Here is a 22882-nt window from a genome sequence, read left to right as displayed (position 1 = left end):
GTTTCCGGTTCCTCTGCTGCTCCGCCGCCAGGATTCGAACCTGAACTGTCAGAACCAAAATCTGAAGTGCTGCCGATTACACTACGGCGGATCGATCCTGGTCAGGATAGCGACGATCGGGTGTCGTCCGCGCGGGGGATGCGTTAGGCGCCCGGAAGCCGGGTACCCGATCCCCGGGACAGGTGTGTGGCTTCAGGCACTCCCCAGCCGCCCGAACCTCCTGTACCGTAACTTACGGCATCGTAGGTTAGGTCACCCTTGGTAAAGGGCGCCGTGCGTAGGAAGAAGTGAAGCGTATGACGGCCACGCTCGACCGTTCCCAGCCCACCGGGGAGCCTCCGGCCCCCAAGGGGCCCAAACCCGTCATCGACGGCAAGCGCGGCATCGGCGTGCAGCTGTCGGTCTACTTCGGTGTGATCGCCCCGCTCGTGGCCCTCCTGGTCGCGGTGCCGTTCGCGTGGGGCTGGGGACTGAGCTGGGTCGACGTCGGCATCTTCGTGGTGTTCTACGCGATCAGCGGGCTCGGCATCACGGTGTCGTACCACCGCTACTTCACGCACGGCTCGTTCAAGGCCAAGCAGTGGCTGCGCGTGTTCATGGCCATCGCGGGCAGCATCGCCCTGCAGGGCCCGGTGATCACCTGGGTCGCCGACCACCGCCGCCACCACGCGTTCTCCGACCGCGACGGCGACCCGCACTCGCCGTGGGCGTTCGGCACCTCGCCGTGGGCCATCGCCAAGGGTTTCTGGCACGCGCACATGGGCTGGCTCTTCGAGCGTGACCAGACCAACGCCGAGCGCTTCGCGCCGGACCTGGTGAAGGACCCGGCGATCAAGAAGGTCGACGACCTGTTCTGGCTGTGGGCCCTGGTCAGCCTGACCCTGCCGGCGCTGCTCGGCGGGCTGATCTCGTGGTCGCTGTGGGGCGCGGTGACGGCGTTCTTCTGGGCCGGGCTGGTCCGGATCTGCGTGCTGCACCACGTGACCTGGTCGGTCAACTCGATCTGCCACATGATCGGCGAGCGCCCGTTCGCCGCCCGCGACAAGTCGGCGAACTTCTGGCCCCTGGCGATCTTCAGCTTCGGCGAGTCGTGGCACAACCTGCACCACGCCGACCCGACGTCCGCCCGCCACGGCGTCAAGCGCGGCCAGATCGACATCTCCGCGCGGCTGATCTGGATCTTCGAGAAGTTCGGCTGGGTGCACGACGTCCGCTGGCCGACGCCGCAGCGCCTGGCCCGTATCGCCACCGAAAAAGCCTAGTCAACTAGGCTGCCCCGATGGCGGGGAGACGACGTTCGAAGCGTGAGCAGCAGGTCACCGGGGCCCGTCCGGCCGCCCCGGTGACCCGGGTCCGGATGACCGGCACCGAGCGGCGTCAGCAGCTGCTGAACGTCGCCCGGGCGCTGTTCGCCGAGAAGGGCTTCGACGGCACGTCGATCGAGGAGATCGCGCACCGCGCCAACGTTTCGAAGCCGGTGGTGTACGAGCACTTCGGCGGCAAAGAGGGCATCTACGCGGTGGTCGTCGACCGCGAAACGCAGCTGCTGCTCGACCGGATGGTTTCGACCCTCCACGGCGGTCACCCGCGCGCGATGCTGGAGCAGGCGGCGACGGCGCTGCTGTCCTACGTCGAGGATTCCCACGACGGGTTCCGCATCCTGGTCCGCGACTCCCCGGTGGCGAGCTCCACGGGGACGTTTTCCACGGTGCTGAACGACATCGCGAGCCAGGTCGAGCACATCCTGGCCCAGCAGTTCGCGGCCCGCGGCTACGACGAGAAGCTGGCCGCGCTGTACGCGCAGGCGCTGGTGGGCATGGTGGCGCTGACCGGCCAGTGGTGGCTGGACGCGCGCAAGCCCAAGCGCGACGAAGTGGCGGCGCACCTGGTCAACCTGGCGTGGAACGGGTTGTCGCACCTGGAGCACAAGCCGAAGCTGCGGCTGGGCTGACATCGTGGCGCTCATTGCCGCGGAGTTGCGGCTCATGCAGGGCCTGGCGCAGCGGATCACCGCCACCCACCCGGAGCTGGTCAACAGCGACGCGTCGTTCGGCGAGCTGGCCTGGAACTGGGGCCGCACCCGCGGCGAGGGCGAGCACCGGCTGTGGTTCGCGGACGACGAGCTCGTCGCGTGGGGCCGGGCCGAGCTGCCGCGCCGGGTGCGGCGCAACGACGGTTCGGTCAAGGACATCACCGACGCGTACCTGACGTACCAGGTGCATCCCGGGCACGCGGAGCTGGTCGACGAGGTGATCGCCTGGTACGAGACGACGGCGCCCGGCGTGTCCCGCACCGTGCTCCCGGCGGCGGCCGACACGCCCGGCCTGCAGCGCTGGGCGGCGCACGGTTACGAAGCCGACGAGGAATGGTCGCAGCTCAACGAGCGTGACTTGACCGAGGTCGAGGAGCCGTCGCTGCCGGCCGGGTTTTCCTTCCGCACAGCGGCGGAGGTCCCGCCGGAAGCCGTGGTCCAGGCGCATGTGGACGCCTGGACCCCGACGTCGTACACGGAGGCGTCGTACCTCGGCGTCCGGCAGGCGCCGGGCTACCGCGACGACCTGCACGTCCTGGTGGAGGCCACGGACGGCCCGATGGCGTGCTCGGCGATCATGTGGCTCGACGAAGAGAACGAGACGGTCGAGTTCGAGCCGGTCGGAACGCACCCGCGCTACCGGCGCAAGGCCTGGCGAGGGCGATGTTGCTGCACGGAATGCGCTTGGCGGCCGCGGCGGGCGCCCGGCACGCGACGGTCGCCTGCATGGGAGAGCCGGCCCCGGCGCGGGAGTTGCACTACGGCGTGGGGTTCCGGGCGTTTTCACGGCACGCGCCGCTGATCAAGCGCGGTTGAGCGTCACCGCAACTGACCCGCGGCGTGCAGGTGGTCGAAGATCAGCTGCGCCACCAGTGAAACCCGCGGCCGGTCCGCATAGCCCAGCCAGGCGATCTCCTCGATCTCCGCGCACGCCCGCGGTGTCCCCTCGTACTCCGCCGAGTACGCCGTCGTGCGCACGACCGTTCCCTCCGCGTGGCCGTGGGCCTGGCCTTCGAACGTGCCCGCCGGCGTGATCGAAGCCGCGTCGATCGCCACGCCGAGTTCCTCGCGGATCTCGCGGACCAGCGTCTCGGCGTCGGTCTCGCCCGGCTCGCGTTTGCCGCCCGGGAGGTAGAACTTGTCCTTCCCCCGCGAACGCGCTGCCAGGATCCGGCCGTCCACCAAGTGGATCCAGGCGATCTTGTCGATCACGCCAGTGCCGCCAGCGCCTCTTCGGTCGTCACGACCGTGCCCAGGCGCGGGAAGATCCTCGTAACGGCGTTTTCGTGCGAGATGTCCGACAGCGCCGTCATCGCGTCGGACACCGCGACCGTGTCGTAGCCGTGGTCCGAGGCCGCGCGCAGGGTCGACTCCACGCCGAACTCCGTGGCGATGCCGCCGAAGTACACCGTGCGGACGCCCGCGCCGCGCAGGAACTCGTCGAGGTCCGTGCCCGCGAAGCCGCCGATCGTGTACTTCGTGACGATCTTGTCGTCCCCGGCGTCGAAGGCCAGTTCGTTGCCCGGCGGGTTGTCCGGGCGCGACACCTTCACGACCACCACCGGCGCTCCGGCCTTGCGGAACGCGTCCCGCAAGCGCAAGGCGTTCGCGAGGACTTCTTCGCCGCGGTACGGCGTGGTGGGCAGCGCCACGATCCGCTCCTGCAGGTCGATCAGCACGAGCGCGGAGGTGGCCGGGTCGATCTTGCTCATGCCCCGATCCTAGGCACTAGGGTCGGGCTCATGGCGAACAGCAGGGAAATCGTGGTGACGGGCGGCGGCACGGGCATCGGGTACGCCGTGGCGGCGGCCTTCGCCCAAGCCGGCGAGCGCGTCACGATCACCGGGCGCCGCGAGCAGGTGCTCACCGAAGCCGCGACGCTCGCCGGCGCGCGGCCCGTCGTGTTCGACGCCGCCGACCCCGCGGCCGTCGAGGCCGCACTGGAGGAGTTGCCGGATCGCGTCGACGTCCTCGTCAACAACGCGGGCGGCAACACGGATTTCCTCGACGGCGACGGCGAACCCGGGCTGGCGGGCTTCGCGGCCGCGTTCGAGCGCAACCTGCGGTCCAATGTGGTCAGTGCGGCCCTGGTGACGCACGCGCTGCGCGACCGCCTCGCCGAGGGCGCGCGGATCATCACGATCGGATCGATCGCCGCGCACACCGGCGCCGGATCGTACGGCGCCGCGAAGGCCGCGGTCGAGGCGTGGAACGTGAGCGTGGCCCGCGAGTTCGGGCCACGCGGGATCACCGCGAACGTCGTCGCGCCGGGCCTGATCGGCGAAACCGAGTTCTTCCACGGCCGGCTGAGCGACCAGCGCCGCGAATGGCTGATCGGCAACACGATGAACAAGCGCCCGGGCACCCCGGACGACGTGGTGGCCGTGGTGACGTTCCTGGCGAGCCCCGCCGCCGGGCACGTCACCGGCCAGGTGCTGCACGTCAACGGCGGTGCTCACCCGGGCGGATAAACCGGCCGATCGGCCGATGCGCGCGCCGGTTGTCCGCCGGAAGGCCGGAACAGCCCGGCTTTTCGGGCGATACCCGCGGTCCAGCTCCGCAATAGCTTCGGATTCCTCACCGATCCGGCGGAGGTGGTCTGGTGCTCGAGCGGCTGAACAACCTGAAGGTGCTCGTGGGCATCGCCGTGGTCATCGTGGTCGGCGGCCTGCTCGTCGCGGTCGCCGTCAACAGTGACTCCGGCAGCGACAGCTGGCGCGCTCTATGCAGCTCCACCCCGGCCGCGCCGGCGGAGAAGCAGGCGAGCCTGGTCGCCGAGGCCCGGAAAGCGCTGCTGAACACCGGGAACGATCCGCGGCTCGGGATCGAGATCGTCGACCTCGGGGCCTGTGCGGTCGAAACCCGGTGGAAGGCCGACCAGCCGCAGCCCGCCGCGTCCGTGGTGAAACTGCTCATCGCCCTCGACCTGCTCGACCGGTCCGGGGTGCCCTCGGGCGGCGAAGCGACGGCCGTCCGCAGCATGCTCGCCGCCAGTGATGATCGCGTCGCCAGCCGGCTGTGGCAGCAGAACGGCGGGCCGGACATCGTGCGGCGGCAGGCCGGGAAGCTCGGGCTCGCGCACACCGCACCCCCGGCCGACGCCGGCCAGTGGGGCGCCACCCGGATGTCACCCACCGACGTCGTCACCGTCTACCGGCACATCACCGCCGCGCTGCCCGAGGAACAACGCGTGTTCCTCACCGGGGCGATGGAGGACGCCCCGCGCACCGCGGTCGACGGGTTCGACCAGCACTTCGGGATCCCGCGCGCCTTCTCCGGTGCGGCGTGGGCGGTCAAGCAGGGCTGGGGCAGCTCCGAGTCCCGGCGGGTGCTCAACACCACCGGCCTGGTCCGGACCGCGTCCGGTACCTACGCCGTCGCGGTGATGGCGTCCTGGAGCGACACCATCGGCTGGCCGGCCGCGACCACGGCGGTGACCACCGCCGTCGGCTCGCTGAAGGGCTCGCTCAAGGCCGGGAAGGCCTGAAGCGGGGCTGGAGGCCGGCCCCCGGATCGCCAGGTCGGCGACGGCGCCCGGGGACCGGCGCGGTGCTGCCGCGGGAACGCTCTCTTCGGACCGCGTCCAACACGCGTCGGGGGCGGGCGAAAACTTTTGGTGCACATCATGTTCCGCCGATCGCCGCCCGGGCGTAAGTGTCCACGGCCCGCATCGGACGTGGCTTTTTCATGGTCGGCTCAGGCGGGCGTGACCTTCAGCAGCTTGTCGTCCGTACCGTCCGAGGTGGTCACGTACAGGGCGCCGTCCGGGCCGCTGCGGACCGCGCGGAGGCGGCCGAACGTGTCGTCGAACTCCGGGGGCAGCGTGACGTCGAGGACCTTGCCCGCCGGGTCCAGGTGGTACAGCAGCAGTTTCTGGCCCTTGAGCGCCACCACGACCAGCGCGCCGTCGTTCGTCCCCCACTGGGCGCCGGTCAGGAAGGCGTCGCCGCTGATCGCCTCGGTGGTCTTCCCGGACGTCCACAGTGGACTCACTGCGTCCGGGAAGCGCTTGAGGTCGGTCATCGGCACGCTCTCGTCGTAGCTCGATTCGGTGCCGCCCTTGGACGGGTCCCAGCCGTAATTGGCGCCCGGCTTCAGCAGGTTGACCTCGTCGTCGAACGACGGCCCGTGCTCGGCGGTGATCACCTGGCCGCTGCCCGGCCGGATCGCCACGCCCTGGACGTTGCGGTGGCCGTAGGTGTAGATCAGCCGTTCGCGCGGGTCACTCGAAGTGATGAACGGGTTGTCCGGCAACGGTTCCCCGGTCTTCGCGTCCAGCCGCAGCACCTTGCCGCCGAGGGAGTGGCGGTCCTGCGCGATCGACGCGCGGGCGGTGTCGCCGGTGCCGACGAGCAGCGCGCCATCCGGGGCGAACGTCGGACGGCAGCCGGAGTGCCGTCCGCTCGGGTTCACCGGCAGCCCGGTGAGCAGGTCCTTGACCTTGGCCGCGCTCGCGCCGTCGGCGGCCAGCCTCCAGGTGACCAGCCGGATGTCGACGGCCTTGCCGCCTTCCTGGTGGTCCTGGCAGGTGATGAACTCGCGGCTGGTCGCGAAGTCCGGGCTGACGACCATGCCGAGCAGCCCGCCTTCGCCCTTGGCCATGACGTCGGCGAGGTCGGCGCGCACCTCGGCGGCCTGGCCGTTGCGGACCAGCGCGAGCTTGCCGGGCCGCTGCGGCACGAGGATGCCGCCGTCGGGCAGGAAGCCGACGTCCCAGCCGTGCTCCAGCCCGCCGGTCACCGTCTCGACCTTGAACTTCCCGCTCGCGGCGGCCGGGGACGACGCCGGCGGCACGCTCTGCACGGGTTCGCTCGCCGCCCCCGAACAGCCCAGGACCAGCAGGGACACCGCACCGAGGAGACCCAGCGAACGCCGCATAAGGCCCATCCTGCCACCATGCGGTGAAATCGCCGTTCGCCAGCCGCTTCGTCGTCAGTTGTGGTGCGGGCAGGGGCCGTACCGGCCGAGCGCCGTACGTGCCGCTTCGGTGTCTTGGCGGTACATCGGTGCGACGGCGGATCCGTACGTTTCGCCGGGTTTGATGTGTGCTTTCGCTTCGGCGGTGGCCTTGAGAACCGTGTCGACGTCGGCCTTTACGCCGGGTGGGCGGTTTTCACCAGCTCGGCGCCCTCGCCCGCGATCAGGTCGGCTTGCCGGACGAGGTCGGCGGCCTCGGGGTTTTCCCGGCCGGTGTCCGGCAGGACCGTCCTGGCGAGTTCGGCGCTGAAGTGGAGCAGCAGCACGGAGAACGTTTCCAGCTGGCCGCACAACGCCTGCTGGGCCATGTCGAGCGTCGGTGAGGTGGGTGCCGAGCTGCTTGCCGGAGGTGATGGCGGTGGCGGCGTGGTCGCGCAGCCGGCGAGCGCCGTGGCCACGGCCAGCGCCACTGCCGTTCTACCGGGCGTGTGCACGACATGACTCCTCGGTCGTCGGGCTGGTCCGGCGAACCTAACGAGAGACCCCGGGGAGGGGTCCCCGCCGGACGGGCCTGCGCTCAGGAACCTGGCCGCACCAGCCCGGACTCGTAGGCGAACACGACGGCGTGCACCCGGTCCCGCAGGCCCAGCTTGCCGAGCACCCGCCCGACGTGCGTCTTCACCGTCGTCTCGCCGATGTACAGCTTCGCGGCGATCTCGGTGTTCGACAGCCCGCGCGCGATGAGCCCCAGGACGTCCTTCTCGCGTTCGGTCAGCGCCCCGAGCTTCGCGACGTCCACGGGATCGCGGTCGTCGGCGAGGTACCGGTCGAGCAGCCGCCGCGTGACCGACGGCGACACCATCGAGTCACCCCGCAGCACGCCCCGGATCGCGACGAGCATCTCCTCGGCGGGCGCGTCCTTGACGAGGAACCCGCTCGCGCCGCCCCGGAGAGCGGCGTAGGCGTACTCGTCGAGGTCGAAGGTGGTGATGATGAGGACGCGCACGTCCGGCAGCTCGGCGCAGATCCGCGCGGTCGCCGTGACGCCGTCGAGCACGGGCATCCGGACGTCCATCAGGACCAGGTCGGGGCGCAGTTCCCGGGCGAGGGTGACGGCTTCTTCGCCGTTGGCGGCCTCCCCGACGACGGCGAGGCCGTCCTGGCTTTCGACGATCATGCGCAGGCCGACGCGGACGAGCTGCTGGTCGTCGCAGAGGAGGATCCGGGTGGTCACGGGGTCACCACCAGGCTGGCGCGCACCCGGTACCCGCCGTCCGGCAGCGGGCCCGTCGTCAGCTCGCCGTGGTACATCTCGACGCGCTGGCGCATGCCGGCCAGCCCGCGCCCGGACGACGGCAGGGCGGGCGCCGGCGGTGCGTGGCCTCCCGTGTTCGTCACCTCGATGCGGACCTCCGGTGGCTCGAAGGCGACGCCGACGCGGCCGGTCGCGTCGGCCGGGGCGTGCTTGATCATGTTGGTCAGTGCCTCCTGGACGATCCGGTACGCCTGCAGCGCGGCGCTCGCGGGCAGGGTGCCCGGGTCGCCGGTGACGTCGAGGGTGACGTCCCGGCCGGCCTGCTCGACGAGCTCGCGCAGCCCGGCGAGGGTCGGCTGGGGGCTGCGCGCCGCCTGGCCGGCGTGCAGGACTTCGAGGAGCCGGCGCAGCTCGGCCAGTGCTTCCCGGCCCGTGTGGACGATCGTGTCGAGCGTGCGATCGACGGCCGCCGGGTCGCGGTGCCGGGCGAGCTTCGCGCCCTCGGCGTTCAGCACGATCACGCTCATGCTGTGCGCCAGGACGTCGTGCAGCTCCCGCGCGATCCTGGTGCGCTCCTCGGCGACCGCCGCGCGGGCCTGGGCGTCGTCCCGCTTCTTCTCCTCGGCGACGAGCTCCTCCTGCTTGCGGAAGAACTCGCCGAGCGCCCACGCCGCGATGTGCAGCGGCAGGATGCCGACCAGCGTCAACGTCGGGTTCGCCGTCTCCGGCGCGTAGAGGACGTACCACTGGGTGCCGAGCACGGCGATCGCCACCGCGATCACCGCGGCGAACCCCCGGTCCCGCCGTTTCACCAGGTTGAACAGCACCACCGCCATCGCCAGCTCGGTGCGGCCGCGGTCGTACGCCCAGATCTCGGTGAAGTACACCACCGCCGCCCCGGCGATGATCAGCACCGCGACCGTGCGCGGGTACCGGCGGCGCACCAGCAGCGGGAGCAGGAACAGCATCGGGATGGCCCGCACGGTCCACGGCTCCGGGCCGGTCCAGCTCGGCGCGAGGAAGACGAACACGCCGTACAGCGGCAGATCCACCGTCCACCGGTGCCGGCGCACCCACTTCACGAGTCGTTCCACGCCCCGAACGTAGTGCCGGGGTGCCGCCCGGGGCGTCCTTCCTGCGGCCGGTTCTCGTCCTCCTCCGGGAGGAGGGGGCCGGCCGGTCCGGACGATTCGGGGCCACCCCCGCCGTTCCTACCGTCGGGATCATGTCGATCACCAGGGAATTCCTCCGCCACCCCGTGCTGACGGGTGCGATCGCGCCGAGCTCGCCGCGGCTGGCCGAAGAGATGACGGCGGGCCTCGGCCTGGAACGCGCGTCGTGCGTCGCGGAACTCGGTCCGGGCACCGGCGTGTTCACCGAAGCGGTCCTCGCGCTGCTTCGCCCCGAAGCGCGCTTCACGGCCGTCGAGATCAACCCGCGTTTCGCCGCTTCGCTGCGGGACCGCCTTCCGCAGGTGGACGTCGTCACCGGCTCGGCGGAGCACTTGGCGCTCGAGAACGTCGACGTCGTCGTCTCCGGGCTGCCGTGGACGGCCATGACCGCGGCCCGGCAGCGGCGCATCCTCGACGCGGTCACCGTGGCGCTCGCCCCGAACGGCCGGTTCACGACGTTCGCGTACGCCCACGCGGCCTGGACGCCACCCGCCCGCCGCTTCGCCGCGTCGCTGCGCAGCCGGTTCGCGGTCGTGGAGCGCACGCAGGTCGTCTGGGGCAACCTGCCGCCCGCGTTCGTCTACCGCGCGGCCCTGCCGGTGGCGGTGGGGAGGGCCTGGCGTGGACAGCCTGCTGCGACCCCTGCTTGACGCGCCCCCGGCGGTCGTCTACCTGGTCTGCGCGCTGGTCATCACGGCGGAAACCGCGCTGCTGCCGGGGATCGTGCTGCCGACGTTGTCGACGCTGCTGCTGATGGGCTTCCTCGCCGAGCGGGGCACGCTCCACCTCGGACTCGCTTGGGTGGTGGCCGTTGCCTCGGCGGTCCTCGGCGACCAGCTCGCGTACCTCGAAGGACGCCGCTGGGGACCGCGGCCGGCCCACCGGGACCGGTGGAAGCGCGTGGAAGCGGCGGTCGCGCGCTACGGCGTCCCGGCGGTGATCGCGGGCCGCTGCCTGGCGGGCGTCCGCACGCTGGTGCCGCGCGTGGCGGGCTCGGCGGCGATGCCGTACCGCCGGTTCGCGGCGGGCAGCGTGGGCGCGGCGGTGCTGTGGGCGAGCGCGGAGCTGCTGGTGGGTCACACGACGGCGCTGGTGCTGTGAAGCCGTTCCGCGGTCTCGGCGTCGGCGGGGAGGAACGTCTCCAGCTTGAGCTCCGACACGGTCACGTCCGCCGCCGTCGCGAACGTCGTGATCGCCGTGATCAGCCGCAGTTCGCCGAGCGAGGTGGCCAGGCGGACCGGCACCGCGAACCCCAGGTGCTCCGGGCCGGGCGCGGCCGCCGGCGGCAGGTACCCCTCGAGCTCGGCGAGCTGCGCGGCCAGCCGGTCGTCGGGAGTGCGGGCGAGGTCGTTGCGGATGCGCTCGAGGATGTGCCGCGCCCAGTCGTCGAGGTTGGCCACGCGCGGCGCCATCCCGCGCGGGTGCAGCGCCAGCCGCAGCGTGTCGACCGGTTCGCGCAGCAGCTCCGGGGCGACCCCCTCGGTGAGCAGCCGGAACCCGTCGTTCGCCGCGACCAGCACGCCGTAGCGGTCGACGACGATCGCGGGGTAGGGCCGGTGGCCGTCGAGCAGCCGCCGCAGCCCGTCGAGCACCGGCCGGATCGCCGGGTCGTCGAGCCGGGTTTCGGGGTACGTCGGCGCGTAGCCGGCCGCGTGGAGCAGGCCGTTGCGCTCGCGCAGGGGCAGTTCGAGGGACTCCGCGACGCGCAGGACCATGCCGCGGCCGGGCACCGAGCGCCCGCTCTCCATGAAGCTGACGTGCCGCTGCGTCGTGCCCGCGCGCAGGGCGAGGTCGAGCTGGCTGATCCGCCGCCGGGTGCGCCAGTCCTTGAGCGCCGTTCCGAAGTCCACGGCCCCATCCTGCTCGGGGCGTCCATTCCCCGCGGGGAATTGAAGGCATACCCCGATCGGGCGACGCTTCGGCCATGACGAACTACGGACTGGTCGTCCCGACCTACCAGGCCATCCTCGACACCGGGCGGACCGCGCCCGAGCTGGTCGCCACCGCTGTCGCCGCGGAAGAACTCGGCCTCGACTCGGTCTGGGTCGGCGACACCCTCGCGAAGGCTCCGCTCGACGCGCTCACCATGCTGGCCGCCTTCGCCGCCCGGACGTCCCGCGTGACGCTGGGGACGGCGGCGCTGCTCCCGGCTCTGCGAAACCCGATCCTCACGGCCAACCAGCTGCTGGGCATCGATCTCCTCAGCGAAGGACGGCTCACCGTCGCCGTCGGTGCCGGGTTCGCCGGGCGCAGCGAGCCGGAGTTCGCGTTCGCCGGCGTGCCCTGGGAGCGCCGCCGCGCCCGGCTGGACGACATCGTGGGCCTCTGGCGCGCGGCCTGGAGCGGCGCTTCGTCCTTCCACGGTTCGGTGCTGCACTACGACTCGCTGCCGGTGTTCCCGGCGCCGGCCCGCCCGGGTGGCCCGCCGGTGTGGCTGGCCGCGTACACGCCGGGCGCGCTCGAGCGGGTCGGCCGGTGCTACGACGGCTGGCTGCCCTACCCGCCGGACCCCGCGGACTACGGCACCGGCCTGGCCCGGATCCGGGCCACGGCGTCGCGGCCGGTCACCCCGGCGTTGTTCGCGACGGTCCTGGTGGAGGACGACCCGGTGCGCGGGAGCGAGCTGCTGGAGGAGTACTGCCTGACGAACTACGGTCGCCCGGCGGCGTTCGTGCAAGGGATCCAGATGCAGGTCACCGGCAGTGCCGCGGAGGTGGCGGCGCAGCTGCGGAAGTACGAGGGCGTGGAGCACTTCCTGCTGCGCGTCGCGAGCACGGAACCGAAGGTGTTCGACGAGCAGCTGCCGCGCCTCGCGGAGGTGGTGAATCTGCTGCGCGACCAGCCGTGATCGGAAACCTGTCGGGGGTGGCACGTAGGCTGGGACCGTGACCGACGCTCCGCTGTCCGGACTCCTCACCGCCATCCTTCCCGACCCGGCCCTGCGCGGCGTGGTCGAGCGCGCCGGCGCGCCGCTGCTCGAGCTGCAGGGCCCGATCGCCGCCCGGCAGCTCGTCGCGGCCGCCGTCGCCGCCGACACCGGCGCCGGCCGTCCCGTCCTGGCCGTCACCGCCACCGGCCGCGAGGCCGACGAGCTGACCGCGTCGCTCGGCGCCCTGCTCGGCAGGAGCAGAGTCGCCGACTTCCCGAGCTGGGAGACCCTGCCGCACGAGCGCCTCTCCCCGCGCGCGGACACGGTCGGCCGCCGCCTCGAGGTGCTGCACCGGCTGAAGACGGGGGACGACGGCCTGCGCGTCGTCGTCGCCACCGTCCGCAGCCTGATCCAGCCGATGGCGCCCGGGCTCGGCTCGCTGAAGCCGATCGACCTCGTCGTCGGCGAGGAGACGCCGTTCGAGGAACTCCTGGAACGGCTGGTCGAGCTGGCCTACACCCGCGTCGACATGGTCGAGAAGCGCGGCGAGTTCGCCGTCCGCGGCGGCATCCTCGACCTCTTCGGGCCGACCGCGCAGCACCCGGTCCGGGTCGAGTTCTGGGGCGACGAGGTCAGCGAAATCCGCGCGTTCGCGGTCTCCGACCAGCGGTCGCTGCCCGGCGAGATCCCGCGGGTCACCGCGCCGCCGTGCCGCGAGCTGCTGCTCACCCGGCCGGTCAAGGAGAAGGCCGCGGAGCTGGCGAAGACGTACGAGGCCGACGCGCACCTGGCCGAGATGCTCACCAAGCTCGCCGACGGCATCCCGGTCGAGGGCATGGAGGCGCTCATCCCGGTGCTCTGCGAAGGCGAGCTGGAGCTGCTCACCGACGCGATGCCGGAAGGCACCCACGTCCTGCTCACCGACCCGGAGAAGATCCGCGCCCGCGCCGCCGACCTGGTCCGCACCGGTCAGGAGTTCCTCGAAGCGTCCTGGACGACGGCCGCGGCGGGCGGGCAGGCCCCGATCGACCTCGGCGCGTCGGCCTACCGCGGGCTCGACGAGATCGCGTCCCACGCGCAGGACACCAAGCGCGCGTGGTGGACGCTCACCCAGCTGACCAGTGAAGACCCGGACGTCTACCGCGTCTCGGTCGAGGCCGCGCCCGCGTACCGGGGCGAGCTCGAACGCGCGACGGCGGACCTGCGCGCACACACCGCGGCGGGTGGCACGGCGGTGCTCGTCGTGGCCGGTCAGGGCACCGCGGCGCGCGCGGTGGAGCAGCTCACGGGCGCTGACGTCCCGGCCACCCAGGCCGGTGACGGGCTGGCCGGGCCGCCGTCCGCGGGGATGGTCACGGTCACCTGCGGCGGCCTCACCGACGGGTTCGTCTCGCCGGAGCGCGCCCTGGTCGTGCTGAGCGAAGCGGATCTCACCGGCCGCGGCGCGGGCGCCGGAACGTCCACAAAGGACCTGAACACGAAGATGCCGTCCCGGCGGCGCAACGCGGTCGACCCGCTGGCGCTGAAGGCCGGCGACTACGTCGTGCACGACCAGCACGGCATCGGCCGGTTCGTCGAGATGGTGCAGCGCACGGTGGCCGGCGCCACCCGCGAGTACCTGCTGCTGGAGTACGCGTCGTCGAAGCGCGGCCACCCGGGCGACAGGCTGTTCGTGCCCACCGACCAGCTCGACGAGGTCTCCCGGTACGTCGGCGGCGAGCTGCCCACGCTCAACAAGCTCGGCGGCTCCGACTGGAAGAACACCAAGGCGCGCGCGAAGAAGGCGGTCAAGGAGATCGCCGCCGAGCTCGTCCAGCTCTACGCGGCGCGCCAGGCCGCGCCCGGGCACGCGTTCGGCTCGGACACGCCGTGGCAGCACGAGCTGGAGGACGCCTTCCCGTTCACGGAAACCAACGACCAGCTCGCCGCGATCGACGAGGTCAAGGCGGACATGGAGCGCGGCGTCCCGATGGACCGCGTGATCTGCGGCGACGTCGGCTACGGCAAGACGGAGATCGCCGTGCGCGCGGCGTTCAAGGCGGTGCAGGACGGCAAGCAGGTCGCGGTGCTCGTCCCGACGACGCTGCTCGCCCAGCAGCACCTGAACACCTTCACCGAGCGCATGCGGTCGTTCCCGGTGACGATCAAGGGCTTGTCCCGCTTCACGAACAAGGCGGAGTCGGACGCGATCCTCGAGCAGCTCGCCGGCGGCGAGGTCGACATCGTCATCGGCACGCACCGGTTGCTGCAGACGGGCATCCGCTACAAGGACCTCGGCCTGGTGATCGTCGACGAGGAGCAGCGCTTCGGCGTCGAGCACAAGGAACACATCAAGGCGCTGCGCACGCACGTCGACGTGCTCACCATGTCGGCGACACCGATCCCGCGCACGCTGGAGATGTCGCTGGCCGGCATCCGCGAGATGTCGACGATCCTGACCCCGCCGGAGGACCGCCACCCGATCCTGACCTACGTCGGCGCGTACGACGACAAGCAGGTCGGCGCGGCCATCCGCCGCGAGCTGCTGCGCGACGGCCAGGTCTTCTACGTCCACAACCGGGTCTCGTCGATCGAGAAGGCGGCCCGGCGGATCCGCGAGCTGGTGCCGGAGGCGCGGGTCGTCACCGCGCACGGCCAGATGAACGAAGAGAAGCTCGAAAAGATCATCCAGGGCTTCTGGGAGAACGAGTACGACGTGCTCGTCTGCACGACGATCGTCGAAACCGGGCTCGACATCTCGAACGCGAACACCCTCCTGGTCGAGCGCGGCGACCTGCTGGGCCTGGCGCAGCTGCACCAGCTGCGCGGCCGGGTCGGGCGCGGGCGCGAGCGCGGGTACGCGTACTTCCTGTACCCGCCGGAAGCACCGCTGACGGAGACAGCGCACGACAGGCTGGCGACGATCGCCCAGAACACCGAGCTCGGTGCGGGTATGGCGGTCGCGATGAAGGACCTCGAGATCCGCGGCGCGGGCAACATCCTGGGGGCGGAGCAGTCCGGCCACATCGCGGGCGTCGGCTTCGACCTGTACGTGCGCTTGGTCGGCGAAGCGGTCGACGCATTCCGGAGGCACGCGGGCGCGGAGGCGCCGGAGGAAGAGGAGCTGGCGGAAGTCCGCGTCGACCTCCCGATCGACGCCCACATCCCGCACGACTACGTCCCGGGAGAGCGCCTGCGCCTGGAGGCGTACCGCAAGATCGCGGCGGCCCCGGACACGGAGGGCCTCGACGCGGTCCGCGAAGAGCTCATCGACCGCTACGGCCAGCCCCCGGCCCCGGTCAACCGGCTCCTGGCGGTGGCCAAGTTCCGGCACACGTGCCGCGAGGCGGGCGTGACGGAGGTGGCGGTCCAAGGCACCACGATCCGATTCGCGCCACTGCCGCTGCTGGACTCGCAGATGGTGCGCCTGAAGCGCCTGTACCCGAAGGCGCTGTACAAGGCGGTGACGAACACGGTGTCGGTGCCGAAGCCGACCGAAGGCCCGGCCGGAGGCCGCATCGGCGCGCCGACATTGCGCGACGAGGAACTGCTGGACTGGTGCACCAAACTGCTGGTGCAGCTGACGAAGAAACCCGCGGCGGTCTGAAGCGCCAACCGGCCCCCCACCCAGACCCCCCCACCACCCCGATCCGAAGCCAGAACGCGGACGGTGGTGCCGGGTCAAGGCATCTTTCCCGCCTTGACGCGGTACCACCGTCCGTAGTCACAATCAGGCTTCGGGGTGGTGGGAAAGCGAGCGCAGCCCCCGGCGTCAGCCGACTTCGCTGAACATGGGCGGCAGAGGCTCAGCCAACCCCATCCGAACCCGCTCCTCAGGAACCGCAACAGCCCCAGCCCCGCCCATCGGCAACGGCCGAGGACGCCGCGGCACCCGCGACCCCGAACCGCCACCCCGTCCCGGGTACACCAGCAACCCCCGAGCCGGATCCGGAACGGCATCAAGCGCCGCTGTCACGACGGGAAGAGCCCGGAAGGCGTCCCGGCGTTCCTCCGTCAAGAACTCGATCTCCAGCACCACGCCCCACCGGTGCTCGTGCCAAACCCACTGCTCAGCGCCGTTCGTCAGCGCCGCTTCGGTGAGTGCGTCCCCTTGAGCCAGGCGCCACAGCGAAGCCGAATGCTCCCCGTCGAACACTTCGATGGTCAGCCAATGGTCCATATGTCGACATTACCGCCGCCGCGACCGCATGGGTGTTGCGTTTCGGGGGCGATGGTGTGAGAGGGTATGGCCTGTGATGCGGATCATGGGGCGCCCTCGCGCGCTGGTCGCGGTCGTTGCCGGTGCTCTTCTGCTCGCCGGGTGCGGCTCGGGCCCCAGCCAGGTCGGCAGCGCCGTCATCGTCGGCGACCGGTCGGTGTCGATCGACCGGGTCCAGTCGATGATCGACCAGGCCGTCCGCGAACACCCGTACGCGCAGAAGCTCGCCGGTGAGCACAAGCTCGACCTGCTGGGCCGCGAGATCGTCCGGCAGAGCGTCCTCCACGAGCTGACCCTGCGCGCGACCGAGCAGGAGAACCTCGTCGCCGACCAGGCGAAGATCGCCGGGCTGGCCGCGCAGGTGGGCAACGCGCCGGTCGCGGACACCGGGCAGGGCGACCAGGTCGCCGTCACCCAGATCGTTTCGCAGCTGCGCGACCGCAACGAGGTCGCGAGCGACGTCGTCCTGGAGCAGGCGCTCGCCGCGAAGCTGCTGCCGAAGCTGTCGGTCGGCGCGGACTACGTCGGCATCAGCGCGACCGCCGACAACGACCCGGTGGCCCGCACCCGCGCCTTCGACCTCGCGAAGGAGTTCGCCGACGACCCCGGCAAGGTCCAGGGCGTCGTCCAGCAGGCGCAGCAGGAAGGCCAGCAGGCCCAGCAGACCGGGGCGCCCGGCCCGAGCGGGTACTCCGCCGGCCAGACCGCCGAGCTCTTCGGCGCCGCCCAGTACCCCGGTCTCGCGCAGACCGTGCTGTTCGGCACGGAGAAGAACAACGTCGTCGTCTTCCAGGCGCAGAAGCCGCAGCGGCCGGACTGGTTCGTCTTCGTCATCCGCGCCCGCGGCACCGACAAGGCCGTGCCGGCCGACCAGGAAGCGCAGAAGCCGACGGACGCGCAGCTGACCGCGATCGGCACCCGGCTGCTGCAGCCGTACCTCGGCCAGGGCGGCCTGCGCGTCAACCCGCGTTACGGCGTGTGGGATGTTGTGGGCATGAACCTCGTGCCGAACTCCGACGCCACCCAGGGCATCGTGCTGCCCGTCCGCGGTGCCGCGCCCGCGCAGCAGTGAGCACAGGGGTCGTTGTAGTCGTCCGCGGGACGACGCTGCCCGGTGCGGCGCTGAAGATCCTGCGTGAGTCTCCCGCCGTCTACGCGGCGACGGACGTCGACCCGGCCGCGTTCGGCGTCCCGGCCGTCACCGAGGCGCCTTCGCTGAAGGACGTCGTGCTGCTCGCCGGATCCCGGGACGAGCCCGCGGCGTCGCTGCTCATCGCGACCGGCGCGGACGTCATCGAGACACCGGTGCCGCCGCTGGTCGAGGCCGCCGACGTGATGGACCGGCTCCGTTCGCCGGGCGGCTGCCCGTGGGACGCGGTGCAGACGCACGATTCGCTGCGGCAGTACCTGGTCGAGGAGACCTACGAGCTGCTCGACGCCATCGAGGAGGGCGACCGCGAGGCGCTGCGCGAGGAGCTCGGCGACGTCCTCCTGCAGGTGCTCTTCCACGCGCGGGTCGCGGCCGAGGACGCGGACGACCCGTTCGGCATCGACGACGTCGCCGCGACGCTCGTCGCGAAGCTGGTCGGCCGGCACCCGCACGTCTTCACCGACGGCGACCAGGTGCACACCGTCGAGCATCAGAACGTCAAGTGGGAAGAGCTGAAGCAGCAGGAGAAGCAGCGCCGGTCCATTGTGGACGGAGTGGCGCTCGGCCAGCCCGCGGTCGCGCTGGCGGGCAAGCTGGGTCAGCGCTCCGGGCGCGCGGGCATCCCGCTCGACCTCTTCCCGGAGGGGCCCGGGGCACCCGCCCAGCTGTTCCGCATCGCGGCCACCGCGCGCCGGGCGGGGGTCGACGCCGAGGGCGAGCTGCGGGCGCTGGCGAAGCAGTTCGCAAAGGACATCCAGGCCGCCGAGCAGGCCGCCCGCGACGCCGGGCTGGAGCCGACCACCCTGGAGGCCGACGGCTGGCGCAAGTTCTGGCCCGACCGTCCGGTGTGACGCAGCACACATTCGGGTGAGAACCGTTTTGGATCACCCGGCGTCTTGCTTGGTGTGAGACACCCGTCACTGAAAGACGCCGACGAGGAGCACCTCGTCCGGCGCACGGCCACGGGCGATCGCGCGGCGTTCGAGGAGTTCTACCGCCGCACGGCGCCCTGGCTCGCCGTGCGCCTGCGCCGCCGGTGCGCGGACGAGCAGATCGTCGCGGAGGTCATGCAGGAGACGTTCCTGGCCGTCTGGCGCGCGGCGGCGTCGTTCGCGGGCACGGCCACCGGCGGCAGCGCGGTCGGCTGGGTCTGGACGATCGCGGCCCGCCGCCTGGTCGACGCGTTCCGGCGCCGGGCGCACCACGCCCAGCCCCCGCCGGAGGTGGCACTCGACGCGGCACCGGTGGCGGGAGCCGAAGACGTGGCCTTGGCGGCGACGATGGGTGACGAGGTCGGCGCCGCCCTGCGCGAGCTGGCGCCGGAGCTGCGGGCGGTACTGCAGGCAATGGTCCTGGACGGCCTGACGGTCCGCGAGACGGCGGTCCTGCTGGGCTTGCCGGAGGGAACGGTCAAAACCCGCGCCCGCCGCGCGCGGATCGCGTTGCGGGAGGCGCTGTCATGACGGGTTTCGAGAGGGCTGCGTTGCCGGGTGGAGCCGTGGGTTCCCGCGTGCCGGGGGCGGATCGCGTTGCGGGAGGCGCTGTCATGACGGGTTGCGAGAGGGCCGTGCTGCCGGAGACACCGGGCAAAACCCGCGTGCGGCGGCGATCGATCACGTTGCGGGAGGCGCTGTCATGAACCACGCACCCGAGCGGCTCATCGCCGCGTACGTGGCCGGCGAAGACCTCCCGGGCGACCAGCTGTGGGGGCTCGAAGCCCACCTCGAAGCCTGCCCCGTCTGCCGGGCGCGGCTCGCGGAGGTGGCGCCGGTCGAGCCGGTGGTCGACCTGGTCTGGAGCCGGCTTTCGGTCGAGGTCCGGCTGCCGGCCGTCCCGTTCCACGAGCCCGCCCTCCCGCCGCAGCCGCGGCGGCGAGCGCGGCGGGGGCGGTGGCTCGACACCTGGGTCACCCCCGCGATGGCGCCGTGGCTGGCGATGATCGTGGCCGTCACGCTGGTCGCGATCCTGCTCGACGGTGTCTGGGTCGCGACGGCCCGGGTGCCGGCCGTGCAGCTGTTCGCCCCGGTGCTGCCGGTGCTCGGCGTCGCCGTGTCGTGGGCCCGGGGGCTGGATCCGGCCTACGAGGTCGTCACCGCGACCCCGCGGGCGGGGCTCTACCTGATCATCCGGCGGACGTTCGCCGTGCTCGCCGTCGTCCTGCCGGTGCTGGGCGTCGCCGGGTGGCTGACCGGCACGCAGCCGGCGCTCTGGCTGCTGCCGAGCCTGGCCTTCACCAGCGGCACGCTCGCGCTCGGCGGGCTGATCGGCGTCAGCCGGGCGGCGTACGCGCTGATCGCGGTGTGGGTCGCGGTCGTCGTGCTGCCGGCGTACGTCCAGCCGGGGCAAGCGTTTTCGCTCGGCACCGGCGCGCTGCCGGTGTGGGCGGGGGTCTTCGTGCTGACCACGGTGGTCGTCGCCCTGCGCGGGACGGCGTTCACCCGGCTCGGCGCACGTCATTAGGGAGGAAAGCATGCGGGCAGTAGGAGCCGCCGAGGTCGCTCCGGCGACGTACGCCTGGGAAATCCAGGCCGAGGCGCTGAAAGTGCGGGTGGGACGGAAGAAGATGGCCGTGGACGGGCTGGACCTGTCGCTCGGCAAGGGCGTACACGGGCTGCTCGGCCCGAACGGCGCCGGCAAGACGACGCTGATCCGGGCCCTGGCGACCGTGCTGCGGCCGGAGTCGGGCCGGCTGTCGCTGCTCGGCACGCCTGCCGGCGGCCGCACCGGCCAGCGCGAGCTGCGCCGCCGGATCGGGTACCTGCCGCAGAACTTCGGGTACTACAAGCGGTTCACCGTCCGCGAGTTCGTCGAGTACCTGGCCTGGCTGAAGGAGATGTCCAAAGAGGACATCCCGGGTGTGGTCCAGCGGGCGGTGGAGCGGGTCGGCCTGGCCGATCGCGCGGACGACCGGATGAAGACCCTGTCGGGCGGCATGGTCCGCCGGGTGGGCATCGCCCAGGCGATCGTCAACGACCCGGAGGTCCTGCTCCTCGACGAGCCGACGGCCGGCCTCGACCCGGCGCAACGCGTCCGGTTCCGCGAGCTGGTGCAGGAACTGGGCCGCGACTCCTGCGTGCTGATCTCGACGCACCTGGTCGAAGACGTCGCCACGGCGTGCACGGACGTCATCCTGTTCGCGGCCGGGAAATTGGTGTTCCAGGGAACGCCGGACGAACTGGCCGCCGCGGGCACCCTCGAGCACGTCGGCGACAGCCCCATCGAGCGCGGTTACTCCGCGCTGCTCAACCACGAGCCGGGTCAGGGGGCGTGGTGATCTTCCGCATCGAACTCCGGCGCTCGATCGCGCCCTGGGCCGCCCTGGCGGTCGTCGTCTTCGCGCTCGGGTTCCTCTTCCTGCTCTCCGGGCCGTGGTGGAAGGTTCCCGCGCCGATAACCGCGAACACCACCACGACCGCGCTCTGGCTCCGGTTCCTGCTGCAGTTCCTCTGGCCCGTCGTGGTCGGGGCGGGCGCCATCCAGGGCATGCGCGACAGCCGCTCCGGCACGATCGAACTGCTGGCCACCACCCCGCGGCCCGCGTGGCATCGGGCGATCCGGCTGGCCGGTGCCGTCGGCGGGCTGGCCGCCGTCGGCTACCTGGTCGTGTTCGGTGTGATGGCCGTCGAGGTCCTGGCCCACGATGGGTTCTTCTCGGCCGCCTTCGTCCCCGTCATCGGCGTCGGGGTGCTCGGCGTGGTCGCCGGGAGCTGGCTCGGGCTGGCCGTCGGACGGCTGCTGCCGCATCCGCTGACCGCGCCCGGGCTCGCCGTGCTCGCCTTCGTCGGGATGACTCTCTGCTGGCTGTCGTTCGAACCGGGGCTGGACGCCGTCCTGCCGCGCCGGGCCGGTCCGCTGGCGCCGGTGCTGGCCCAGCCGCGGGGCTCGATGGTGACAACCGCCGGCGCGCTCGACGCCGGGCAGGCCGGATGGTTCCTCGGCCTCGCCGTCACCGGGTTCCTGCTGCTGTCGGTGCACTCCGTGCGAGCGCGGCTGCTGAGCCTGCTGCCGCTCGTCGCCGGAGCCGCCATCGCCCTGCCGCTGTTCCCCGCGGACGTCCTCACCGTCGACACCGCCGCCGCCCGGAAGGTCTGCGACGGCCCGGTCTGCGTGGCGGAGCTGCACCGCGACAGGCTGGCCGCCTTGGCCGGCCCCGGCCGCGAAGCGCTCGCGATGCTGGCGAAGCTGCCCGGTGCGCCGACCCGGATCGAAGAACAGGTCGCGCCCAACCCCGTGGACGAGCCCGTCCGGCGCGATCCCGCCGTCGTCTACCTCGACTTCCAGCGCAACGCCGAACTCCTCACGGCGGACGCGAGCGCCCTGCGGGTGGCCGTGCTGTCCGGGGCGGGTGTGCCGTCCTGCGAGTGGCCGACGAACGCGGACTTGTCCGACATGGGTGGCCGGATGATCGCGGCGGCGTACTTCACCGGGGAGCTGAAACCGCTTCCCGAGTACGCCGGAAAGTGGTTCATGCGCCAAGCGGCTCCGATCGAGCAGGCCTGGGCGGAGTTCCGCGCTCTGCCCGCGGACGTCCAGTTCACCAGGGTCGCCGCCGTGCGCCAGGTGTTGCTGACGTGCCAGGGTGACCCGCTCGAAACGCTGGTGCCGGGGGCTCGCCGATGAGGTGGGCGATGCTGTACGCCCGTTCGCGGCAGCTGCCGGCGGCGTTCGGGGCGCTGCTGGTGGCGACGTCCGGGGTGTGGTTCCTGGGCCGGGACTCCTGGGGCGGCATCTTCGCCACGCTGGCGCTGACCACGGCGGTCGCGGTGGCGGCGATCGGGCTGAGCGGCCAGGACCCGGACCTCGACCGGACGGCGGCCCTGCCGTGGCCGGTCCGGCGGTTCGCCCACCTGGCCCTGATCGCGGTCCTGTCCGGGGCGGTGGTGCTGGGCGTGCAGGAACTGGGCCCGTCGCCGGTCGCCGCGTCGATCATCGTCCGCGACGCGGCCGGTCTCGCGGGGCTGGCGGGGTTGGCGGCCACGGTCGCGGGCGGCCAGTTCGGCTGGACGCTCCCGCTGGCCTGGTCGGCGGCCTCGCTGTTCGTCCCGGGTGACCCCTCGACGGTGAACCGCGTCGCCGCCTGGCTGCTGCAACCTCCCGAAACCCCGGCGGCCACCTGGACAGCGGTGGTCCTGGCGCTCGCGGGAGCGCTGACGTACACCGCTTGGGGTGGCCGCCGCTAGATGAGTAAGTCCTAAAGTGATCAGTGGTCGTAGGCGATCAGTGATCGGGTGACAGGTTGGCCGGTGGCGCGGTTGTGCCAGATGGCGGCGGTCAGGGCGAGTACGCGTT

24 protein-coding genes and 1 tRNA gene are annotated in these 22882 nt (G+C 72.0%); 16 read left to right on the top strand and 9 right to left on the bottom strand.

Annotated features, from left to right (window positions below; translation table 11 throughout):
- Window positions 1–19 precede the first annotated feature (19 nt).
- Window positions 20–91 (bottom strand) — tRNA-Gln (locus ACWEVN_RS23685).
- A 205-nt stretch (window positions 92–296) separates the two neighbouring features.
- On the opposite strand from ACWEVN_RS23685, the gene ACWEVN_RS23680 reads away from it, so the two are divergent.
- The 3 genes from ACWEVN_RS23680 to ACWEVN_RS23670 all read left to right on the top strand — a co-directional run bounded on the left by ACWEVN_RS23680 (window position 297) and on the right by ACWEVN_RS23670 (window position 2834).
- Entirely contained in the window at window positions 297–1262 is a 966-nt protein-coding gene (locus ACWEVN_RS23680; protein WP_310973870.1) for an acyl-CoA desaturase, read from the top strand.
- 95 nt (window positions 1263–1357) lie between these two features.
- Complete coding sequence (locus tag ACWEVN_RS23675) at window positions 1358–1951, top strand: TetR/AcrR family transcriptional regulator (protein ID WP_003062116.1); 594 nt, start codon at window positions 1358–1360, stop codon at window positions 1949–1951.
- A gap of 4 nt (window positions 1952–1955) precedes the next feature.
- Window positions 1956–2834 (top strand): GNAT family N-acetyltransferase, encoded by an 879-nt coding sequence (locus ACWEVN_RS23670; RefSeq protein WP_452052710.1) that lies wholly within the window; start codon window positions 1956–1958, stop codon window positions 2832–2834.
- A 17-nt stretch (window positions 2835–2851) separates the two neighbouring features.
- Here the strand turns inward: ACWEVN_RS23670 and ACWEVN_RS23665 are convergent, their stop codons facing one another.
- Both ACWEVN_RS23665 and ACWEVN_RS23660 read right to left on the bottom strand, forming a co-directional pair.
- On the bottom strand, window positions 2852–3244 hold the full coding sequence (locus ACWEVN_RS23665) for an NUDIX hydrolase (protein ID WP_452052709.1): 393 nt from the start codon (window positions 3242–3244) through the stop codon (window positions 2852–2854).
- Window positions 3241–3744 carry an isochorismatase family protein gene (locus ACWEVN_RS23660; protein ID WP_452052708.1) on the bottom strand — a complete coding sequence of 168 codons (504 nt, stop codon included), beginning with the start codon at window positions 3742–3744 and terminating at the stop codon, window positions 3241–3243. Before ACWEVN_RS23660 ends, ACWEVN_RS23665 begins: the two co-directional genes overlap by 4 nt.
- Window positions 3745–3774: 30 nt before the next feature.
- On the opposite strand from ACWEVN_RS23660, the gene ACWEVN_RS23655 reads away from it, so the two are divergent.
- Together ACWEVN_RS23655 and ACWEVN_RS23650 are read left to right on the top strand one after the other, a co-directional pair.
- Window positions 3775–4503: an SDR family NAD(P)-dependent oxidoreductase gene (locus ACWEVN_RS23655; protein WP_452052707.1), complete on the top strand. Its 729-nt coding sequence runs from the start codon at window positions 3775–3777 to the stop codon at window positions 4501–4503.
- A 131-nt stretch (window positions 4504–4634) separates the two neighbouring features.
- The gene (locus ACWEVN_RS23650; protein ID WP_452052706.1) at window positions 4635–5519 is read left to right on the top strand and encodes a serine hydrolase; all 885 of its coding nucleotides are present in this window, start codon (window positions 4635–4637) and stop codon (window positions 5517–5519) included.
- A gap of 209 nt (window positions 5520–5728) precedes the next feature.
- Here ACWEVN_RS23650 and ACWEVN_RS23645 read toward each other — a convergent pair whose 3' ends face one another.
- From ACWEVN_RS23645 to ACWEVN_RS23630, 4 genes are all read right to left on the bottom strand, one after another.
- Window positions 5729–6910 carry a PQQ-dependent sugar dehydrogenase gene (locus ACWEVN_RS23645; protein WP_452052705.1) on the bottom strand — a complete coding sequence of 394 codons (1182 nt, stop codon included), beginning with the start codon at window positions 6908–6910 and terminating at the stop codon, window positions 5729–5731.
- Between the two features lie 215 nt (window positions 6911–7125).
- Window positions 7126–7443, bottom strand: coding sequence for a hypothetical protein (locus tag ACWEVN_RS23640; protein WP_452052704.1), 318 nt, complete (start codon window positions 7441–7443; stop codon window positions 7126–7128).
- Window positions 7444–7526: 83 nt separating this feature from the next.
- Complete coding sequence (locus ACWEVN_RS23635) at window positions 7527–8183, bottom strand: response regulator (protein ID WP_452052703.1); 657 nt, start codon at window positions 8181–8183, stop codon at window positions 7527–7529.
- Window positions 8180–9298: a sensor histidine kinase gene (locus tag ACWEVN_RS23630; RefSeq protein ID WP_452052702.1), complete on the bottom strand. Its 1119-nt coding sequence runs from the start codon at window positions 9296–9298 to the stop codon at window positions 8180–8182. Before ACWEVN_RS23630 ends, ACWEVN_RS23635 begins: the two co-directional genes overlap by 4 nt.
- A 131-nt stretch (window positions 9299–9429) precedes the next feature.
- Here ACWEVN_RS23630 and ACWEVN_RS23625 point away from each other — a divergent pair, with 131 nt between their 5' ends.
- Both ACWEVN_RS23625 and ACWEVN_RS23620 read left to right on the top strand, forming a co-directional pair.
- Window positions 9430–10026, top strand: a complete 597-nt coding sequence (locus ACWEVN_RS23625; RefSeq protein WP_452052701.1) for a class I SAM-dependent methyltransferase — start codon at window positions 9430–9432, stop codon at window positions 10024–10026.
- Window positions 9998–10477 carry a DedA family protein gene (locus tag ACWEVN_RS23620; RefSeq protein ID WP_452052700.1) on the top strand — a complete coding sequence of 160 codons (480 nt, stop codon included), beginning with the start codon at window positions 9998–10000 and terminating at the stop codon, window positions 10475–10477. The genes ACWEVN_RS23625 and ACWEVN_RS23620 overlap by 29 nt, the downstream gene beginning before the upstream one ends.
- Here ACWEVN_RS23620 and ACWEVN_RS23615 read toward each other — a convergent pair.
- Window positions 10453–11226 (bottom strand): MmyB family transcriptional regulator, encoded by a 774-nt coding sequence (locus tag ACWEVN_RS23615; RefSeq protein ID WP_452052699.1) that lies wholly within the window; start codon window positions 11224–11226, stop codon window positions 10453–10455. The genes ACWEVN_RS23620 and ACWEVN_RS23615 overlap by 25 nt on opposite strands.
- Before the next feature lie 74 nt (window positions 11227–11300).
- Here ACWEVN_RS23615 and ACWEVN_RS23610 point away from each other — a divergent pair, with 74 nt between their 5' ends.
- Together ACWEVN_RS23610 and mfd are read left to right on the top strand one after the other, a co-directional pair.
- Complete coding sequence (locus ACWEVN_RS23610) at window positions 11301–12224, top strand: LLM class flavin-dependent oxidoreductase (RefSeq protein WP_452052698.1); 924 nt, start codon at window positions 11301–11303, stop codon at window positions 12222–12224.
- Between the two features lie 52 nt (window positions 12225–12276).
- On the top strand, window positions 12277–15831 hold the full coding sequence (gene mfd, locus ACWEVN_RS23605; RefSeq protein WP_449687121.1) for a transcription-repair coupling factor: 3555 nt from the start codon (window positions 12277–12279) through the stop codon (window positions 15829–15831).
- Between the two features lie 165 nt (window positions 15832–15996).
- Here the strand turns inward: mfd and ACWEVN_RS23600 are convergent, their stop codons facing one another.
- Window positions 15997–16404 (bottom strand): hypothetical protein, encoded by a 408-nt coding sequence (locus ACWEVN_RS23600; protein ID WP_449687097.1) that lies wholly within the window; start codon window positions 16402–16404, stop codon window positions 15997–15999.
- A gap of 76 nt (window positions 16405–16480) precedes the next feature.
- Here ACWEVN_RS23600 and ACWEVN_RS23595 point away from each other — a divergent pair, with 76 nt between their 5' ends.
- From ACWEVN_RS23595 to ACWEVN_RS23565, 7 genes are all read left to right on the top strand, one after another.
- A complete protein-coding gene (locus tag ACWEVN_RS23595; RefSeq protein ID WP_449687096.1) occupies window positions 16481–17515 on the top strand; it encodes a hypothetical protein in 1035 nt (344 codons plus the stop codon).
- Window positions 17512–18444 carry a MazG family protein gene (locus tag ACWEVN_RS23590; RefSeq protein WP_452052697.1) on the top strand — a complete coding sequence of 311 codons (933 nt, stop codon included), beginning with the start codon at window positions 17512–17514 and terminating at the stop codon, window positions 18442–18444. The genes ACWEVN_RS23595 and ACWEVN_RS23590 overlap by 4 nt, the downstream gene beginning before the upstream one ends.
- Before the next feature lie 54 nt (window positions 18445–18498).
- Window positions 18499–19056 (top strand): RNA polymerase sigma factor, encoded by a 558-nt coding sequence (locus ACWEVN_RS23585; protein WP_452052696.1) that lies wholly within the window; start codon window positions 18499–18501, stop codon window positions 19054–19056.
- A gap of 172 nt (window positions 19057–19228) precedes the next feature.
- Window positions 19229–20053 carry a zf-HC2 domain-containing protein gene (locus ACWEVN_RS23580; RefSeq protein ID WP_452052695.1) on the top strand — a complete coding sequence of 275 codons (825 nt, stop codon included), beginning with the start codon at window positions 19229–19231 and terminating at the stop codon, window positions 20051–20053.
- 10 nt (window positions 20054–20063) lie between these two features.
- The gene (locus tag ACWEVN_RS23575) at window positions 20064–20867 is read left to right on the top strand and encodes an ABC transporter ATP-binding protein (protein ID WP_452052694.1); all 804 of its coding nucleotides are present in this window, start codon (window positions 20064–20066) and stop codon (window positions 20865–20867) included.
- Window positions 20864–22213, top strand: a complete 1350-nt coding sequence (locus ACWEVN_RS23570) for a hypothetical protein (RefSeq protein ID WP_452052693.1) — start codon at window positions 20864–20866, stop codon at window positions 22211–22213. Before ACWEVN_RS23575 ends, ACWEVN_RS23570 begins: the two co-directional genes overlap by 4 nt.
- Window positions 22210–22773 (top strand): hypothetical protein, encoded by a 564-nt coding sequence (locus ACWEVN_RS23565; RefSeq protein WP_452052692.1) that lies wholly within the window; start codon window positions 22210–22212, stop codon window positions 22771–22773. Before ACWEVN_RS23570 ends, ACWEVN_RS23565 begins: the two co-directional genes overlap by 4 nt.
- The last annotated feature ends 109 nt before the right edge of the window (window positions 22774–22882 follow it).

It is taken from the genome of Amycolatopsis sp. NPDC003861 (genome assembly GCF_053605405.1).
This window is presented reverse-complemented; position numbering and strand designations above follow the sequence as displayed.

Coding starts and splice junctions, on each gene's coding strand:
- ACWEVN_RS23680 (WP_310973870.1), top strand. CDS start 297: ATGACGGCCACGCTCGACCGTTCCCAGCCCACCGGGGAGCCTCCGGCC.
- ACWEVN_RS23675 (WP_003062116.1), top strand. CDS start 1,358: ATGACCGGCACCGAGCGGCGTCAGCAGCTGCTGAACGTCGCCCGGGCG.
- ACWEVN_RS23660 (WP_452052708.1), bottom strand. CDS start 3,744: ATGAGCAAGATCGACCCGGCCACCTCCGCGCTCGTGCTGATCGACCTG.
- ACWEVN_RS23655 (WP_452052707.1), top strand. CDS start 3,775: ATGGCGAACAGCAGGGAAATCGTGGTGACGGGCGGCGGCACGGGCATC.
- ACWEVN_RS23645 (WP_452052705.1), bottom strand. CDS start 6,910: ATGCGGCGTTCGCTGGGTCTCCTCGGTGCGGTGTCCCTGCTGGTCCTG.
- ACWEVN_RS23625 (WP_452052701.1), top strand. CDS start 9,430: ATGTCGATCACCAGGGAATTCCTCCGCCACCCCGTGCTGACGGGTGCG.
- ACWEVN_RS23610 (WP_452052698.1), top strand. CDS start 11,301: ATGACGAACTACGGACTGGTCGTCCCGACCTACCAGGCCATCCTCGAC.
- ACWEVN_RS23600 (WP_449687097.1), bottom strand. CDS start 16,404: ATGGACCATTGGCTGACCATCGAAGTGTTCGACGGGGAGCATTCGGCT.
- ACWEVN_RS23595 (WP_449687096.1), top strand. CDS start 16,481: ATGCGGATCATGGGGCGCCCTCGCGCGCTGGTCGCGGTCGTTGCCGGT.
- ACWEVN_RS23580 (WP_452052695.1), top strand. CDS start 19,229: ATGAACCACGCACCCGAGCGGCTCATCGCCGCGTACGTGGCCGGCGAA.
- ACWEVN_RS23575 (WP_452052694.1), top strand. CDS start 20,064: ATGCGGGCAGTAGGAGCCGCCGAGGTCGCTCCGGCGACGTACGCCTGG.
- ACWEVN_RS23565 (WP_452052692.1), top strand. CDS start 22,210: ATGAGGTGGGCGATGCTGTACGCCCGTTCGCGGCAGCTGCCGGCGGCG.